Source organism: Ectothiorhodospira lacustris, assembly GCF_022227845.1.
Classification (GTDB): Bacteria; Pseudomonadota; Gammaproteobacteria; order Ectothiorhodospirales; family Ectothiorhodospiraceae; genus Ectothiorhodospira; species Ectothiorhodospira lacustris.
In genome coordinates this window covers 317,821-334,311 of the sequence record NZ_JAJNQN010000001.1, presented here as the reverse complement: position 1 = coordinate 334,311, position 16,491 = coordinate 317,821, and the positions used below count along the sequence as shown (strand labels likewise).

The window sequence follows — 16,491 nt, the reverse complement described above, 5'->3', positions numbered from 1 at the left end:
CGTACTGAAAGCCTTGAAAAGGCCCGCTTGCGCGGGCCTTTTTTTGCAGAGGAGTCATCATCCGTGTCCGTGAAGCCCCATGTCGAAGAGTCTTGCCGTTGCCGGGTATCCGGCAGGGTGCAGGGTGTCTATTTTCGAGCCTCCACCCAGCGCCAGGCCGTCTCATTGGGCCTGCGCGGCCATGCGCTCAATCTGCCTGACGGGCGGGTGGAGGTCGTGGTTGCCGGACCCGCGGACCAGGTGGAGAGGCTCAAGGCATGGCTGCATGAGGGGCCTCCGCAGGCGCGTGTGGATCAGGTGTCCTGCGAGCCCTTCCCGGGGGTGGTGGCGGAAGGTTTCGTCATCGGCTGAAGAGCCGTTTTAGTATCTGGCCTGGGGCAGGATGACGCTGAGGGTCTCCATGAAGCGCCAGCCCACATCGTTACAGCATTCTTCGCCGTCTTGCCTGTCCAGGCCCAGCCTCTCCCAGATTGCATCAGGGATCACTTCCTCCCGAGGGCCGTACTCGCTGAAACAGCCCTGTTCGGTGCGGTTGCTCAGGGTGTCCGCCAGGTGGATCAGCGTAGCCTCCAGTCCGGCCTGCAGCACCCGATCGGGCTGATGGTGCAGGCGGATGGCTGTCTGTAGCGTCTCGGGCAGGCCCCACCTGGACAGCAACCCGGCCCCGACATCGGCGTGATCAAATCCCAGTATTTCCCTTTCGTGGCCCGCCAGCAGCGGTTCATGCCCCCTGGCAATGAGCATGGTTTCCCGCAGCAGATCGGGGTGACGGCCGTACAGGACCAGACTGCCCACGTCATGGAGCAGTCCTGCCACGAACAGTCGTTCAGGGTGTAGCACGTTGCAGCGCTGGGCCAGGTCGTGGGCAATGAGAGCGGTAAATACGCTGTGCCTCCAGAACACGGCCATGTTGACCAGTTCGCAGGGCAGGCGTGAGAAGCTATGGGTGGCGGTGACCGCCAGCGCCAGGTGATACAGGGCGCGAGTCCCGATCACGGCAATGGCCCGGGTGACGGTTTCCACGCGCTGAGGCAGGCCATACATGGCGGAATTGGCCAGACGCAGGATCTGTGCACTCAGGTTCGGGTCCTGTGCCACAATGGCCGCCAGGGAGCTTGCGGAGCTGCCGGGCGCATCCAGTGCGGACCGCAGGCGAATGATGATTTCAGGGGGTGATACCAGCTCGGAGACGTCCTTCAGCAGGTCGTCCAGGTCGAACCGTCTGTCGGAAAAATTGCCCATGTTACTGATCATCCATGGAATTTTTGAAGTGGGTGCTGGCCTGACAGTCTTAATATGAACTATAAGGCTCACAAGTCAACCGCAGTCCATCGGCCCCGCCGGCCGGCACGATCCGCCCGCCCAGGTGTTCGCCATGAATGAGAAAGCCCAAGAGAACGTGATTGCCTTCAACGCCGGTGCACGGCGGGGCGACCGGCATGCCGCACCGTTCCAGATTCTCGGGCGTTGTCGAAACCTGGCTTCTCGTCAGGTGGAACCCCTGCTCAAGGAGATGCTGGATGGCGCCGATGATGCACTGTTCAGGCTGGCTGAAAAGGCCGAGGACAACCGTTCACAAACCGCCTTCTTTGATGCCATGCGCGCCCTGCGTCGCCAGCGCTCCACCATGGAAAGTGAATATGTGACTCAGATTGCGCGCATATTCGATGTCTGCATGCGTCCTGGTCCCGGCGGGTGGAAGATGGACAAGACCTCTGCGGACGAGCTCTCACTGGTGGCTTCCGATGAGTTGGAGGAAAACCTGGCCATCGAGGGCATGGTGGCCAAGGTGCGTCGTATCAGCGAGGCCGAACTCTATGCCGTGCGGCGACGCCTGGGCGCGGTGATGGATCGTCCCGGCCTCAAGGATGATGACAATCCCCTGGACCCCAAGGCTTTCTGTCATGCCTTCCGGGACGCGATGCGGGTCCTGGATGTGGATATCAAGATCAGGCTGATCATCTATAAACTGTTCGATCAGTTTGTGATCAGCCACCTCTCTCCGCTCTATCAGGAAGTGAACCGGTATCTACAGGAGATGAAGGTCCTGCCGGAACTGCAGCCGGAGAGCCGGTACCCGGGGCTTGCCTCCCACGGGTCAGGGCGGGACGGGGGGGGCGGAGGAGGGCCGTCGGTCCCGGGGCAGGATTATCCCGTCGCCACCCCCGGTGAGGACGGTGACCTTCATTTGCTGCTGGAAAGACTGGCGCGTGGTGGCGGATATCCTGCCCCGGCAGGCCGGGGGGGCGGTGATTCTTTCGTCGGCAGGCCTTCTGCGGGAGCCGGCGGCGGCGGGGCCGTTATCACCACGGCGGATGCGAGGGCGTTGCTTTCGGCATTGTCCGCGATCCCCGTGAATCAGCTTGCCACCGATGGGCGCATCGTACCCGGCGCGGATCTCAAGGGCGCGGTGATCACCGCGCTCAACCCCGATGGCGGCCAGGCGGTGGCCATCAATCGCACCGACGAATCGGCCATCGATATCGTCTCCATGCTGTTCGAGTTCGTCTTCGATGATCCTGCGCTGCCTGCCCCCATCAAGGAGCTGATCGGACGCCTGCAGATCCCCCTGCTGAAAGTGGCCATCCTCGACAAGAGTTTCTTCAGCCGCAAACGGCATCCCGCCCGCCGCCTGCTCAGCGAACTGTCGCGCGCCGGCGTGGGTTGGTCCGAGCTCACCGATGAGACGGATGGGCTGCGTGCCAAGATCGAGTCGGTGGTGGAACGTCTGCTGGATGATTTCGAGGATGACGTGGAGCTGTTCGAGGCGGTGCTGGCGGATTTTCAGGCCTTTTGTGAATCACAGGCCGAAAGGGCCGGTCGCCGGGAGGAGGAAACGGCGCAGATCGCCCAGGGACGCGAGCAGCTGCTGGTGGCCAAGGCAGTGGCCGGTGAGGCCATCGAGCACGTAGTGGCCGGCCAGGCCTTACCGCCCGCCGTGCGCCATCTCCTGGAGGGGACCTGGAAGGACTTGCTGGTGCTGATCTATCTCAAGCATGGTGAACATGGCCCTGTGTGGCAGAAGGCCCTGAACGTGGCGTCACTGCTGGTGTGGAGTCTGATCCCCAAACAGGGTGATGATGAGCGGGATCAGCTGACCCGCCTGCTGCCCTCTCTGCTCAAGTCCTTGCAGGAAGGCATGAACCGTATGTCCATGCCTCAGGTGGAACAGCAGGAAGTGCTGCGGATGCTGGCTGCCGAACATACGCGCATGGTGAAGGCAATGGTGCTTGAGGTTGCTTCGCCGATGGGGCCTGCCGTCGCTGAAGCCTCCACCGAAGAAGCCCCCGGCACGGCTGTGCCCATCCCGACGGATGGACGCAGTTTCATGGCACGCAAGGTGGCGGAAATCAATCAGCTCATCGCCGAGGGGCGCTTCCAGGTTTTGCCGGAAGACCGCTCTGCCGCTGACGAGGTGGAAGGCGGCCCCGTGGATGACCTGCACCTGCTCACGGCCCGAGAACTCAGCGAGGGCACCTGGCTGGAAGTTCAGGATGAAGAACTAGGAAAGGTTCGGCGCATGAAACTGTCCTGGAAAAGCCTGATTACCGGCAAGTACTTCTTCGTCAATCAGCAGGGTCTCAAGGTGCGTGAAATGACGGATCAGGCCCTGGCAACGGAATTTCGCGCCGGACGTGTGCGCATCATTGAAGATGTACCGGTGTTCGATCGGGCCATCAGTCGGTTGATGACCCGGTTGCAGCAGGCCCCGGAATGACCGTCGGCCCCTGAGTGCGGGTCCGCGGTGGCGCCCCCGGCGCTATTGTGGTTTTATAGGCGGGTTTTTCCCTCGCAACCACAAGGGTGTCCGGAATCATGGTGACCAAGAACCGTTGTCCGTACCGCGCCGTACTGCTGATTGTCCTGCTGGTTTGCGGGATGATGACCCCCGCGATGGCCGCCGAACCGATTCGTATCGGCGCCCTGGTCTCGGCCACCGGCCCCGCCTCTTTTCTCGGTGATCCCGAACTCAAAACCCTGGAACTGTACGTGGAGCGGATCAACGCAGCGGGCGGCGTGATCGGCAGACCCTTGCGTCTGTTCCACTATGACGACGGCGGCAATGCCAACGAGGCCCGCAACTTCGCCAATCGTCTGCTGCGTTCCGACCGGGTGGACCTGATCATCGGCGGCAGCACCACCGGCACCACCATGGCCGCCGTGCCCCTGGTGGAGCGGGCCGGTCGTCCCATCATTTCCATGGCCGGTGCCCTGGTCATCACCGAGCCTGTCCGCCCCTGGGTCTTCAAGACCCCGCAGTCCGACCGCATGGCCGCGGAACGGGTGCTGGCCGACATGCAAGGCCGCGGCATCACCGGCATCGGTCTGATCTCGGGCACCGACGGTTTCGGCCGTTCCGGGCGGGAACAGACCCTGGCGGTGGCCGCCGACTTCGGCATTCAGGTGCTGGCGGATCAGACCTATGGTCCCCAGGATACGGACATGACCGCCCAACTCACCCGTATCCGCAACACCCCCGGCGTGCAGGCCGTGTTCAACTTCGGCTTTGGTCAGGGACCCGCCATCGTCACCCGCAACTATGCCCACCTGGGGATCGAACTGCCCTTCTACCAGTCCCATGGTGTTGCTTCCGACCGCTTCCTGGATCTGGCCGGTTCGGCGGCCGAAGGGGTGCGCCTGCCGGCCTCCGCCCTGCTGGTCCCCGATGCCCTGCCCGACGATGATCCCCAGAAGCAGGTGGTCCAGGACTACAAGGCCGCCTACGAGGCCCGCTGGAACATGTCCGTATCCACTTTCGGCGGCTATGCCTACGATGCCCTGATGCTGGCGGTGGCCGCCATTGAAGCGGCAGGCACCACCGACCCGGATGCCGTCCGCTCCGCCCTGGAGCAGATCCGTGATCATGTGGGTGTCACCGGCACATTCAACATGTCCGCCGATGATCACAACGGCCTGGCGCCCGAGTCCTTCCGCCTGCTGGAAGTGCGTGACGGGCAGTGGGTGCTGGTTGACTGATTCCCTAAACAACATCCACTCTGGTTCATCCATGTTTGCCGAGTTTCTCCAGTACCTCTTTTCCGGCGTCACCATCGGCGCCACCTATGCCCTGGTGGCCCTGGGCTTTACCCTGGTCTACAACGCCAGCCATGTGATCAATTTCGCCCAGGGCGAGTTTCTCATGATCGGCGGGATGTCCACGGTTTCCCTGCTGGCCATGGGGGTGCCCCTGCCGCTGGCCATCGCCATGGCTGTGGCCCTGGCGGCCGTGCTGGGCATGGCCCTGCACAAGCTGGCCATCGCCCCTGCCCGCAAGGCGGATGTGATCACCCTGATCATCATCACCATCGGGGCCTCCATCTTCCTGCGCGGGTTGGCCCAGATCATCTGGGGCAAGGAGTTTCACACCATGCCCGGCTTCAGTGCCGCGGAATCCGTGAACGTGCTGGGGGCGGTCATGTATACCCAGAGTCTGTGGGTGTTGGCGGTGGCCGGTGTCATGGTCCTGCTGCTGGCCCTGTTCTTTACCCGCACCCTGATGGGCAAGGCCATCCTGGCCACCTCGATGAATCCGGGTGCGGCCCGCCTGATGGGGATTCGCACCCAGTTCGTACTCATGCTGGCCTTCATGCTGGCGGCGGTGCTGGGTGCCATGGCCGGGATCATGGTGGCGCCCATCACCCTCACCGCCTATGACATTGGCATCATGCTGGGTCTCAAGGGCTTTGTGGCGGCGGCCATCGGCGGCATGGGCAGTGGCGTGGGGGCCGTGGTGGGCGGGCTGCTGCTGGGGATCGCCGAGGCCATGACCGCGGGCTACATCTCCTCGGACTACAAGGATGCGGTGGCCTTCCTGCTGATCCTGGTGATCCTGTTCTTCATGCCCCGCGGCCTGTTCGGTGCCCGTGTGGCGGAGCGTGTCTGATGGCCCTCCTGCGACTGCCTGAACGCGTGCCGGGCCTGCCGGTGTTGGCCTTGGTGTTGCTGCTGGTACCCCTGTTCCTCGGTAACGAGTTTCATCTGGACATCGCCACCCAGATCGCCCTGATTGCCGCCACCGTGGTGGGACTGAACCTGCTGGTGGGGTACGGCGGTCAGGTCAGTCTGGGCCATGCGGCCTTCTTCGGCATGGGTGCCTATGCCAGCGCCATCCTCACCGGCACCTATGGCTGGACCTCGATGCCGGCCCTGCTCTGCGGCGCGTTGCTGGTGGCGGTCCTGGCCTGGACCCTGGGGCGCCCCATCCTGCGGCTCAAGGGGCACTATCTCTCCATGGCCACCCTGGGCATGGGCATCATCATCGCCATCGTCATCAACAACGAGGGGTGGCTCACCGGGGGGCCCGATGGTCTGGCGGTGGAACCCCTCACGGTGCTCGGGGCCGAGTTGAGCATCTTCGACCATTACTCCGTGTTGGGCCTTGACGTCTCCGGGGCACTGCTTTGGTATGGCCTGGCGGCCCTGTTGCTGCTGCTGGCGGTCTGGATCGCCCGGAACCTGGTGGACTCGCCCATCGGGAGGGCCCTGCGGGCGGTGCACGGTTCCGAGGTGGCGGCCCGGGTGGTGGGGGTGGATACCGCCCATTACAAGCTGCTGATCTTTGTGATCTCCGCGGTCTATGCCAGCGTCATGGGCAGTTTCTATGCCCATTACACCGGTTTCATCACCCCCCAGGTGGCCTCCTTCGAGCACTCCATCGAACTTATCACCATGGTGGTGTTGGGGGGCATGGCCTCCACCTACGGCGTCATCCTGGGGGCGGTGCTGCTGATGCTGTTGCCCCAGCTGCTCACGGATTTTCAGGATTACGAAATGATGATGTTCGGTCTGATTCTGATGCTGACCATGATCTTCATGCCCAAGGGGCTGTTGCCCACCCTGAGCGAAGCCCTCAAACGTCTGCGTTCCCGCCCGGCCACGGCGCCGGCAGGGCAGGAGTGAGGTCATGAACCAGACCTTGCAACAACGGGATGAGATGTCCTCCGAGGATGCCGTTCAGGCGGCGCCCCTGCTGGCGGTCAGGGGGCTGAGCAAGGCCTTCGGCGGCGTCCACGCAGTGGATGAGCTGAGTTTTCAGATCCTGCCGGGGCAGATCTATGCCGTGATCGGACCCAACGGGGCCGGCAAGACCACCTTGTTCAATCTCATCACCGGCCTGTACCAGCCGGATCAGGGAGGGGTGTCCCTCAAGGGAGAGGCGGTGCAGGGCCTGCCGCCGGAGCGTCTGGCTCGACTGGGCATGTCCCGGACCTTCCAGAACCTGCAGATCTGCATGAATATGACCGCCCTGGAAAACGTCATGCTGGGCCGGCACCTGCATCTCAAGCGCAACTTTCTGGCGGTCCTGCTGCGCTGGCCCAGTCTGCGGGCCAGTGAGCGGACCTGCCGGGCACAGGCGGAAGAACTGATCCGCTTCGTGGGCTGCGGCGACTACGTGAATGCCGAGGCCGCCGCCATGCCCTACGGTGCCCTCAAGCGCCTGGAGATCGCCCGCGCCCTGGCCACCCAGCCCTCCATCCTGCTGCTGGACGAACCGGCGGCGGGGTTGAACTCCACCGAGACCGCCGCCCTGGAACAGCTCATCCGCAAGGTGGCGGCCGGCGGCATCACCGTGGTCCTGGTGGAGCACGACATGAAGCTGGTGATGTCGATTTCCGACCGGATCCTGGTGCTGGATTACGGCCGCAAGCTGGCCGAAGGCACGCCCCGGGAGATCCGTGACAACCCGGACGTGATCGCCGCCTACCTGGGCGGCTAGCCCTGTCAAGACGCACCACCCCTCATTACCAGCCGGAATCCCATGACCGAGCATCGCCACGATCCCCGCGAACAGGCCGTCCACATCATCACCCGGGAACACCTGAACCTGTGGCGCATCATCCTGCTGCTGGAACGCCTGCAGCAGGACATCGACGATGCCGCCCAGGTCCCGGATGAGGTCCTGATCAACGCCATCCTGGACTATTTCGAGCACTTCTCCGAGCGGGTGCAGAGTCGTCCCAACGAGATCCTGCTGTTCCAGTGTCTGCGGGCGCGGGTCCCCGACGGCATCCCTGCGCTGGACGAACTGGAACAGGACTACCTCACCGCCCACGACGCCCTGCAGCGCCTGCGCACGCTGCTGCACGAGAGCCTGGACGACTGGCCCCGGGGGCGCGAGCCTTTCATTCAGGCCATGTCCCGGTTCACCCAGACCCTGCGCCGGCATGTCCAACAGGAGGAGCGTGTGCTCATCCCCCAGGCCGGGGCGCTACTGGATGCGTCGGACTGGGAACGGATCGCCCAAGCCAAGGATCAGTACGACGATCCCCTGTTCGGTGAGCGGGTTCGAGAAGAATTCAAGGAACTGCGTCACCGCATCATCAACATGGCTCCCGAACACGTGGGGGGGCTGGGTATCGATCATCCCCGGCGTCTGGCGCCGGCATCGGCCCGGGAGGCGTTGCTGGAGGTGCGGGGTCTGGTCACCTCCTACGGCCGCATCGAAGTGCTGCATGAAGTGGACCTGACCATTTGCCGGGGCGAGATCGTCTCCCTGGTGGGGGCCAACGGCGCGGGCAAGAGCACCCTGCTCATGACCTTGTCCGGTCTGCAGCCCGTGGACCGGGGGGGGCTGACCTATGCCGGGGCGGACCTGACCCGCGTGCCGGCCCACCAGCGGGTGGCCATGGGCATCGTACAGGTGCCGGAGGGCCGGCAGGTATTCCGGGACCTGAGCGTGCATGACAACCTGCGCCTGGGGGCCTTCACCCGCAAGGGCGGGGCGGAGGTGAACGAGGATCTGGAGCGGATCTACGGTCGCTTCCCCATCCTGCGCCAGAAGCGTCACCAGCTGGCGGGGATGCTCTCCGGCGGGCAGCAACAGATGCTGGCCATGGGGCGGGCACTGATGGCCCGGCCCCGGTTGCTGCTGCTGGACGAGCCCAGCATGGGGCTGGCGCCCCTGATCGTGGAAGAGATCTTCGACATCATCCGCGAGCTCAACGGCGAAGGGATCACCGTATTCCTGGTGGAGCAGAATGCCTCCCAGGCCCTGGCCATCTCCGACCGGGCCTATGTCCTGGAAGCGGGCAGGGTGGTGCTGCAAGGCAGCGGTCGCGACCTGCTGGATGACGACAAGGTCAAGGCGGCGTATCTGGGTATCTGATGCCGGTAAGGATCAGGCCGCGTCTTGCATGGCTGCAAGCTCATAAAGACGTGAAGAACCAGCAGGCTGTCATCATGATCGGCGAGGTTGCTACCTATCCATGTATCTGATCCGTGGACTCCCGCCTGCGCGGGAGTGACGACCCGGTGAATTCCCATCATTCCTGCCCCAGTCATTCCCGCGAAAGCGGGAATCCAGGGGCAGGCCAGAAAACCCTGGGCTCCCGCCGGGCGAGGGGGATGCCTGATGTCACCGCCCCAGCCGCTCCAGAAGGAACGGTTCCAGCGCCGCCATGGGGACCATGGTGGCCTCCGCGTCCCGGCGGCCCTTGTACTCCACCTCGCCCGCATCCAGGCCCCGTTCGCCCAGCACGATCCGGTGCGGGATGCCGATCAGCTCCATATCCGCGAACATGACCCCGGGCCGGGCGTTGCGGTCGTCCATGAGCACGTCGATGCCGGCTGCCTGCAGGCGCTGGTACAGGTCCTCGGCGGCCTCCCGCAGACGCTGGGATTTGTGGGCGTTGATGGGGCACAGGGCCACCTGGAAGGGGGCCAGGGCGGCGGGCCAGATGATGCCCCGGTCGTCATGGTTCTGCTCGATGGCCGCGGCCACCACCCGGGAGACGCCGATGCCGTAGCAGCCCATGGTGACCACCAGAGAGCGGCCCTGTTCGTCCAGCACCGTGGCATTCATGGCCTTGCTGTATTTGTCCCCCAGCTGGAAGATGTGGCCCACCTCGATGCCCCGACGGATCTCCAGGGTGCCTCGGCCGTCCGGACTGGGGTCACCGGCCGTCACGTTGCGCAGATCCGCCACCATGGGCAGGGGTACGTCCCGTTCCCAGTTGATACCGAACAGATGCTTGCCTTCCTGGTTGGCGCCGGCGGCAAAGTCGCTCATCACCGCCACCGATCGGTCCACGATGCAGGGGATGGGCAGGTTGACGGGACCCAGGGAACCGGGCCCGGCGCCGATCACGGCACGGATCTCCGCCTCGCTGGCCATGCGCAGGGGGGAGGCCACCTGGGGCAGCTTTTCCGCCTTGAGGGCATTGAGTTCATGGTCGCCGCGCACCACCAGGGCGATGAGCTGGGTGGCGGTTTCTTCCGAGGCGGCCACCACCAGGGTCTTGATGGTCCGTTCGACGGGCAGGTCGTGGCCGTCGACCAGTTCCTGGATGGTGCGCACGTTGGGGGTGTCCACCATGCGCATGTCTTCGGTGGGGGCGGGGCGTTCCCGGATCGGAGTCACTGCCTCGGCCAGTTCCACGTTGGCGGCATAGTCGCTGCTGTCGGAGAAGGCGATGTCATCCTCGCCGGAGTCCGCAAGGACATGGAACTCGTGGGACTTGCTGCCGCCGATGGAGCCGGTGTCCGCGTGCACGGCACGAAAATCCAGGCCGCAGCGCTGGAAGATGCGTGAGTAGGCGGCATGCATCAGGTCATAGGTCTGCTGCAGGCTTTCGGCATCGGCGTGGAAGGAATAGGCGTCCTTCATCAGGAATTCCCGAGCCCGCATGATGCCGAAGCGGGGGCGGATCTCATCCCGGAACTTGGTCTGGATCTGGTAATAGTTCACCGGCAGCTGGCGATAGCTGTTCACCTCCCGCCGCACCAGATCGGTGATCACCTCTTCGTGGGTGGGGCCGAAGCAGAACTCACGGTCATGGCGGTCCCGCAGGCGCAGCAGTTCATGTCCATACTGCTCCCAGCGTCCCGATTCCTGCCACAGCTCTGCCGGCTGCACCGCCGGCATCAGCACTTCCAGGGCGCCGGCCCGGTTCATCTCCTCACGCACGATGGCCTCCACCTTGCGCAGCACCCGCAGTCCCAGGGGCATCCAGGTATACAGGCCGGAGGCCAGACGGCGCACGTAACCGGCCCGCAGCATGAGCTGGTGGCTGATGACCTCGGCGTCGGCGGGGGTCTCTTTGAGGGTGGCCAGGGGAAACTGGGATACGCGCATGCGGGGATGTCCGGGTCGTGATCTGTGGAGAAGGAATGGGCTCAATTTACCATGAACGGCAGGCCGGATGATTTTCCCATGGCCGTGACCGCCGGTTCGAGATGCCCGCCTTTTGATGACGCTCAATCCATGATAAATTAGCGAAAACTAATATTCCATGGGCCCTCGGCATGATGCCCGAAGGCCCGATCCTCACGGAGACCGCGTCATGATCCACTCAGGCCTGCACCGGCTGCTCGCCGGCATGCTCATCTTCTGGGCCGCATCCGCCTTGGCCGGCCCGGATCCGGTCACCGTCACCGCCACCCGTCACGTCCTGCCCGCCGAGCAGGTCTTCGATGGCCGGGTGGAAGCGGTCCAGCAGGCCACGGTCTCAGCCCAGACCAGCGGTCGGGTCATGGAGGTCCTCTATGATGTGGACGACTTCGTGGATGCGGGGTCGATCATCATCCGTCTGCGGGACACCGAGCAGCGCGCCCGCCTGGACCAGGCCGAAGCCGGGCTGCGGGAGGCCCAGGCCCGTTTCAACGAGGCCCGGGCCGAATTTGAGCGGGCGCAGGGCATCTTCGAGCGTCAGCTCATCTCCCGCGCCGAGATGGATCGGGTCACCGCTACCCTGGAGGCGGCTCGCGCCCGCTTGGAGTCCGCCCGTGCGGCCCGTGCCGGCGCTCAGGAGGCGCTGGAGCACGCCTTGGTACGCGCCCCCTATGCGGGCATCGTCACCCAGCGTCACGTGGAGGTGGGGGAGAGCGTCAGTCCCGGGCAGCCGCTGCTGTCCGGCATCTCCCTGGAGTTTCTGCGGGTTACCACGCAGGTCCCTCAGCGCTTCATCAATCCGGTGCGCCGACATCAAACCGCCCGGATCCTGCTGGAAGATCAGCCGGCGGTGGTGGTGGAACGCCTCACCTTCTTCCCCTATGCCGATCCTGCCACCGGCAGTTTCCGGGTTCGCGCCGAATTGCCTGATCGCACCCCCGGCCTGTTCCCGGGCATGTTCGTGAAGGTGGCCTTCACCGTGGGCGAGCGGGAGACCCTGCTGGTGCCGGCCGCGGCGGTGTTACAGCGCAGCGAGGTCTCGGCGGTCTATGTGGTGGATGACCAGGGCCGTATCAGCCTGCGCCAGGTGCGCACGGGGAGAACGGAAGGTGACGGGCAGGTGGCCATCCTGGCCGGCCTCTCCGAAGGCGAGCAGGTGGCCCTGGATCCCGTCGCCGCCGGCGTGGCCCTCAAGAACCGGCAGCGGGAGGCGGCACGATGAACGGGACCGCAAAGGACGCCGGCGCCATGGGGATCTCCGGGCGTATCGCCAAGGCCTTCCTGACCTCCCAGATCACGCCCCTGCTGGCGCTGGTGGCACTGCTGATGGGGCTGTTCGCCATTCTGGTGACGCCCCGCGAGGAAGAACCCCAGATCAATGTCACCATGGCCAACGTGTTCATTCCCTTCCCCGGTGCCTCGGTGGAGGAAGTGGAGCAGCTGGTGAGCATCCCGGCCCAGCAGGTGCTGTCCGAGATCGAGGGCCTGGAGCATGTCTACTCGGTATCCCAGCCCGGTCTGTCGGTGATCACGGTCCAGTACCAGGTGGGGGAGCCCCGCACCGATGCCATCGTGCGGCTCTACAATCAGGTCTTTTCCAATCAGGACTGGTTGCCCCAGGGGCTGGGGGTGGGGCAACCCATCATCAAGCCCAAGGGGATCGATGATGTGCCCATCCTGGCCTTCACCCTCTGGACCAAAGACCCTGCCCGGGGTGCCCATGAGCTGCTGCGGGTGGCCCACAGCCTGGAAACCGAACTCAAGCGGGTGCCGGGCACCCGGGACATCTACACCATCGGCGGTCCCGACCATGTGGTCCAGGTGCGGCTGGACCCCCAGCGGGTGGCCGGTTTCGGCCTGAGCCTGGAGGATCTGCGTCATGCCCTGCGGGCCGGCAATGTCTCCCGGGATGCCGGGGTGCTGGTGCGGGATGATCTGGAGATTCCCCTGCAGGCCGGTCGCTTCCTCTCCAGCGAGGCGGAGGTCGCTTCCCTGGTGGTAGGGGTCCACGGGGGCAGTCCCGTGTATCTGTCGGATGTGGCCCAGGTGCGTCAGGGACCGGCCCTGCCGGACAACTATGTTCGCTTCGGCTGGGGCGTCGGTTCCGAGACCGGCGCCGTACCGGGCCTGACCGAGCCCGCGGTGACCATTGCCGTGGCCAAGCAGCCCGGCACCAATGCGGTGGACATCGCCACCCAGCTCATGACCCGCATGGAACAGCTCCGGGGCACCCACATCCCCGAAGGGGTGGAGGTCACCGTGACCCGCAACTACGGCGAGACCGCCGATGCCAAGGCCCGGACCCTGATCCAGAAGCTGATCCTTGCCACCGCCTCGGTGGTGATCCTGGTCTGGCTGGCCCTGGGCTGGCGGGAGGCCTTCATCGTCGGCACCGCCGTGGTCATCACCCTGGCGGCGACCCTGTTTGCCTCCTGGGCCTACGGCTTCACCCTCAACCGGGTCTCTCTGTTCGCCCTCATCTTCTCCATCGGCATCCTGGTGGATGACGCCATCGTGGTGGTGGAAAACATCCACCGCCACATGCAGATGGGCCACAAGAAGCTGCTGGAGGCCATCCCCCTGGCGGTGGACGAGGTGGGCGGCCCCACCATCCTGGCCACCTTTGCGGTGATTGCGGCCCTGTTGCCCATGGCTTTCGTCTCCGGGCTGATGGGGCCTTACATGAGTCCGATTCCCATCAATGCCAGCATGGGCATGCTGCTGTCCCTGGCGGTGGCCTATGTGTTCACCCCCTGGATGACCTACAAGCTGTTGCGCCGTCATGCGGAACACCGTCCCCCGGCCGAAGGGGGCAAGCCCCATGACACAGGGGAAGCCGCGGCCGGCTGGATGCAGCGGGGGGCCGAGAGCATCCTCGGGCCTTTCCTGCGGGGCAGGGGTGCGAGGATGCGCCGCTGGGGTCTCTACGGGGGCGTGGTGCTGCTGATCCTGGGTTCCGTTTCCCTGGCCTATTTCCAGGTGGTGGTGCTCAAGATGCTGCCCTTCGATGACAAGTCTGAGTTCCAGGTGGTGGTGGACATGCCGGAAGGCACCAGTCTGGAGCGCACCGCCCGGGTGCTGCAGGAGCTGGGTGACTACCTGGCCACGGTGCCGGAGGTGCGGGACTACCAGGTCTACGCGGGCACCGCCTCGCCCATCAATTTCAATGGTCTGGTGCGCCAGTATTACCTGCGCGAAGGCGGCCATCTGGGGGATATCCAGGTGAATCTGGTGGACCAGAAGGAGCGCCGTCGCAAGAGCCATGAGATCGCCCTGGACGTGCGCGCTCCCCTGCAGGAGATCGCCCGGCGCCATGGCGCCGCCCTGAAGGTGGTGGAGGTCCCGCCGGGTCCCCCGGTGCTGGCCCCCATCGTGGCAGAGATCTACGGCCCTGATTACGAAGGCCAGATCCGGGTGGCCCGGCAGGTGCGGGCGTTGTTCGAGTCCACCGAGGGAGTGGTGGATGTGGACGACTCGGTGGAATACCCCGGGCCGCGTCTGATCCTGGAAGTGGACCGGGAGAAGGCCGCTCGGCTGGGAGTGGCCCAGGACCAGATCGCCCGGGCGGTGGATACGGTGCTTCGGGGTGAGGACGTGACCTTCCTGTTCGGTGCCGGGGTCAAGTACGCCGTACCCATCCGGCTGAAGTTCGATGCCGCCGACACGGCGGAACTGGATACCCTGTTGGCCCTGCGGGTACGGGCCAGGGAAGGTGCCTTGGTGCCCTTGTCCGAATTGGTGAACGTGGTGGAGACCACTCGGGAGCGGTCCATCCATCACAAGGACCTGTTGCCCGTGGTCTATGTCACCGGCGACATGGCCGGACGGCTGGACAGCCCCCTGTACGGTATGTTTGACCTGTTCTTCCAGTTGCGCGACCAGCCTCTGGCCCTGGATCGCCCCCTGGACCAGTATTTCATCAACCAGCCGGAGGACCCTTACGTCTACAGCCTGAAGTGGGACGGGGAATGGCAGATCACCTATGAGACCTTCCGCGACATGGGGTTGGCCTATTCGGTGGGGCTGGTGCTCATCTACCTGCTGGTGGTGGCCCAGTTCCGCTCCTACGTGGTGCCGCTGATCATCATGGCGCCGATCCCGCTGACGGTGATCGGGGTCATGCCCGGTCATGCCCTGCTGGATGGTCTGTTCATGGACGCCAAATTCACGGCCACGTCCATGATCGGCATGATCGCCCTGGCGGGGATCATCGTGCGCAACTCCATCCTGCTGGTGGATTTCATCAACCAGGAAGTGGCCCGGGGCGTGGCCCTGGAAGAGGCGGTGATCCGTGCCGGGGCGGTGCGTGCCAAGCCTATCGTGCTCACCGGGTTGGCGGCGATGATCGGAGCTGGGTTCATCCTTAACGACCCCATCTTCAACGGTCTGGCCATTTCCCTGATCTTCGGGGTACTGGTCTCCACGGTGCTCACCCTGCTGGTGATCCCGGTGCTGTACTACAGCTATTTGAGAGGACGCACGGTCTGAAAAAGGGGGGGACGAAGCGGGCGGCCTGAACTGCATGCGCGGGAATGGCGGAATAATTGGACTGCCTCAATGCCTTCAGGAGTCCTGAAAACATCGGTTCAGAACCCCTGCCGCATGTATTCAGAACCTTTGTGACATGTGCTTAGAATCCCTGTGGCATGTGTTCAGCCCCCCTGTGGCATGTGTTTAGAACCCCCGTGACACCTGCACCACCACCTTCGTCATTCCCGCGAACGCGGGAATCCATAGCCCAGCCTCGACGCGGTAGCCTGGATTCCCGCTTTCGCGGGAATGACGGCTCACGGGGTGGCAATTCCCGGCCACAGATCGCGCCATTGCGGATTCTGCTTTTCGATCAGGTCGATTTTCCAGGCCCGGTTCCATTTTTTTAGTTGTTTTTCCCGGGTGATGGCCGCGAGCATGTCCGAATGTTGTTCGTAGTAAACGAGGGTATGAACCTGGTATTCCCTGGTGAAGCCTTCGGCAATATCGTTCTTGTGCTCCCAGACTCGCTTGATGAGGTCACTGGTTGCGCCGATGTACAGTGTGCCGTTGCGTTTGCTGGCGAGGATGTAGACCACCGGTTCCTTCATCGTTTCCCCTCCCTGGATTCCCGCTTTCGCGGGAATGACGGAAAAATCGGATATGTCCCAATCTCTTCAGGAACCGGCCCGACATCTGTTCAGAGTCCCTTGTAGCACATCAATTCAGAACTCCTTGTAACGCCTATTCAGAGCCCCAGCAACTTCAGAACCTCTGCTGCAACCTCTGCACCGCCGCCTTCGTCATTCCCGCGGACGCGGGAATCCACAAGTGCCGGATCGATTCTGGCTGGTTCCACCAAAAAATCTCAGCCATTCCCGCGAACGCGGGAATGGCGGAATAATTGGGCA

12 protein-coding genes are annotated in these 16,491 nt (G+C 64.2%); 9 read left to right on the top strand and 3 right to left on the bottom strand.

The features are described from left to right. Positions 1–63: 63 nt before the first annotated feature. Positions 64–351 carry an acylphosphatase gene (locus LQ956_RS01535; RefSeq protein ID WP_238623394.1) on the top strand — a complete coding sequence of 96 codons (288 nt, stop codon included), beginning with the start codon at positions 64–66 and terminating at the stop codon, positions 349–351. 9 nt (positions 352–360) lie between these two features. On the opposite strand, the gene LQ956_RS01530 is transcribed toward LQ956_RS01535, so the two are convergent. After that, a complete protein-coding gene (locus tag LQ956_RS01530) occupies positions 361–1,242 on the bottom strand; it encodes an HDOD domain-containing protein (protein ID WP_238629237.1) in 882 nt (293 codons plus the stop codon). 133 nt (positions 1,243–1,375) lie between these two features. Between LQ956_RS01530 and LQ956_RS01525 the strand changes: the two genes are divergently transcribed. The 6 genes from LQ956_RS01525 (at position 1,376) to LQ956_RS15080 (ending at position 9,106) form a co-directional block, all read left to right on the top strand. Further along, positions 1,376–3,718 carry a DUF1631 domain-containing protein gene (locus tag LQ956_RS01525; protein ID WP_238629235.1) on the top strand — a complete coding sequence of 781 codons (2,343 nt, stop codon included), beginning with the start codon at positions 1,376–1,378 and terminating at the stop codon, positions 3,716–3,718. A 98-nt stretch (positions 3,719–3,816) separates the two neighbouring features. Then, positions 3,817–4,977 (top strand): ABC transporter substrate-binding protein, encoded by a 1,161-nt coding sequence (locus LQ956_RS01520; protein ID WP_238623391.1) that lies wholly within the window; start codon positions 3,817–3,819, stop codon positions 4,975–4,977. 31 nt (positions 4,978–5,008) lie between these two features. After that, a complete protein-coding gene (locus tag LQ956_RS01515; RefSeq protein ID WP_238623390.1) occupies positions 5,009–5,884 on the top strand; it encodes a branched-chain amino acid ABC transporter permease in 876 nt (291 codons plus the stop codon). Further along, positions 5,884–6,900, top strand: a complete 1,017-nt coding sequence (locus tag LQ956_RS01510; protein WP_238629234.1) for a branched-chain amino acid ABC transporter permease — start codon at positions 5,884–5,886, stop codon at positions 6,898–6,900. The genes LQ956_RS01515 and LQ956_RS01510 overlap by 1 nt, the downstream gene beginning before the upstream one ends. A gap of 4 nt (positions 6,901–6,904) precedes the next feature. Then, positions 6,905–7,717, top strand: coding sequence for an ABC transporter ATP-binding protein (locus LQ956_RS01505; protein ID WP_255721714.1), 813 nt, complete (start codon positions 6,905–6,907; stop codon positions 7,715–7,717). A gap of 42 nt (positions 7,718–7,759) precedes the next feature. Next, positions 7,760–9,106 (top strand): ATP-binding cassette domain-containing protein, encoded by a 1,347-nt coding sequence (locus LQ956_RS15080; protein WP_238623419.1) that lies wholly within the window; start codon positions 7,760–7,762, stop codon positions 9,104–9,106. Between the two features lie 249 nt (positions 9,107–9,355). Here LQ956_RS15080 and LQ956_RS01495 read toward each other — a convergent pair whose 3' ends face one another. Further along, positions 9,356–11,074 carry a proline--tRNA ligase gene (locus LQ956_RS01495; protein ID WP_238629233.1) on the bottom strand — a complete coding sequence of 573 codons (1,719 nt, stop codon included), beginning with the start codon at positions 11,072–11,074 and terminating at the stop codon, positions 9,356–9,358. 208 nt (positions 11,075–11,282) lie between these two features. Between LQ956_RS01495 and LQ956_RS01490 the strand changes: the two genes are divergently transcribed. Then, complete coding sequence (locus tag LQ956_RS01490; protein ID WP_238629232.1) at positions 11,283–12,332, top strand: efflux RND transporter periplasmic adaptor subunit; 1,050 nt, start codon at positions 11,283–11,285, stop codon at positions 12,330–12,332. Further along, positions 12,329–15,598: an efflux RND transporter permease subunit gene (locus tag LQ956_RS01485; RefSeq protein WP_238629230.1), complete on the top strand. Its 3,270-nt coding sequence runs from the start codon at positions 12,329–12,331 to the stop codon at positions 15,596–15,598. The genes LQ956_RS01490 and LQ956_RS01485 overlap by 4 nt, the downstream gene beginning before the upstream one ends. 299 nt (positions 15,599–15,897) lie before the next feature. Here the strand turns inward: LQ956_RS01485 and LQ956_RS01480 are convergent, their stop codons facing one another. Further along, on the bottom strand, positions 15,898–16,191 hold the full coding sequence (locus LQ956_RS01480; RefSeq protein WP_238622789.1) for a GIY-YIG nuclease family protein: 294 nt from the start codon (positions 16,189–16,191) through the stop codon (positions 15,898–15,900). Between the last annotated feature and the right edge of the window lie 300 nt (positions 16,192–16,491).

Bases quoted from the DNA above. Each gene is read 5' to 3' on its own strand.
- LQ956_RS01510 (WP_238629234.1), top strand. From the start codon at position 5,884: ATGGCCCTCCTGCGACTGCCTGAACGCGTGCCGGGCCTGCCGGTGTTG.
- LQ956_RS01485 (WP_238629230.1), top strand. From the start codon at position 12,329: ATGAACGGGACCGCAAAGGACGCCGGCGCCATGGGGATCTCCGGGCGT.
- LQ956_RS01495 (WP_238629233.1), bottom strand. From the start codon at position 11,074: ATGCGCGTATCCCAGTTTCCCCTGGCCACCCTCAAAGAGACCCCCGCC.
- LQ956_RS01515 (WP_238623390.1), top strand. From the start codon at position 5,009: ATGTTTGCCGAGTTTCTCCAGTACCTCTTTTCCGGCGTCACCATCGGC.
- LQ956_RS01505 (WP_255721714.1), top strand. From the start codon at position 6,905: ATGAACCAGACCTTGCAACAACGGGATGAGATGTCCTCCGAGGATGCC.
- LQ956_RS01530 (WP_238629237.1), bottom strand. From the start codon at position 1,242: ATGGGCAATTTTTCCGACAGACGGTTCGACCTGGACGACCTGCTGAAG.
- LQ956_RS01480 (WP_238622789.1), bottom strand. From the start codon at position 16,191: ATGAAGGAACCGGTGGTCTACATCCTCGCCAGCAAACGCAACGGCACA.
- LQ956_RS01520 (WP_238623391.1), top strand. From the start codon at position 3,817: ATGGTGACCAAGAACCGTTGTCCGTACCGCGCCGTACTGCTGATTGTC.
- LQ956_RS01490 (WP_238629232.1), top strand. From the start codon at position 11,283: ATGATCCACTCAGGCCTGCACCGGCTGCTCGCCGGCATGCTCATCTTC.
- LQ956_RS01525 (WP_238629235.1), top strand. From the start codon at position 1,376: ATGAATGAGAAAGCCCAAGAGAACGTGATTGCCTTCAACGCCGGTGCA.
- LQ956_RS15080 (WP_238623419.1), top strand. From the start codon at position 7,760: ATGACCGAGCATCGCCACGATCCCCGCGAACAGGCCGTCCACATCATC.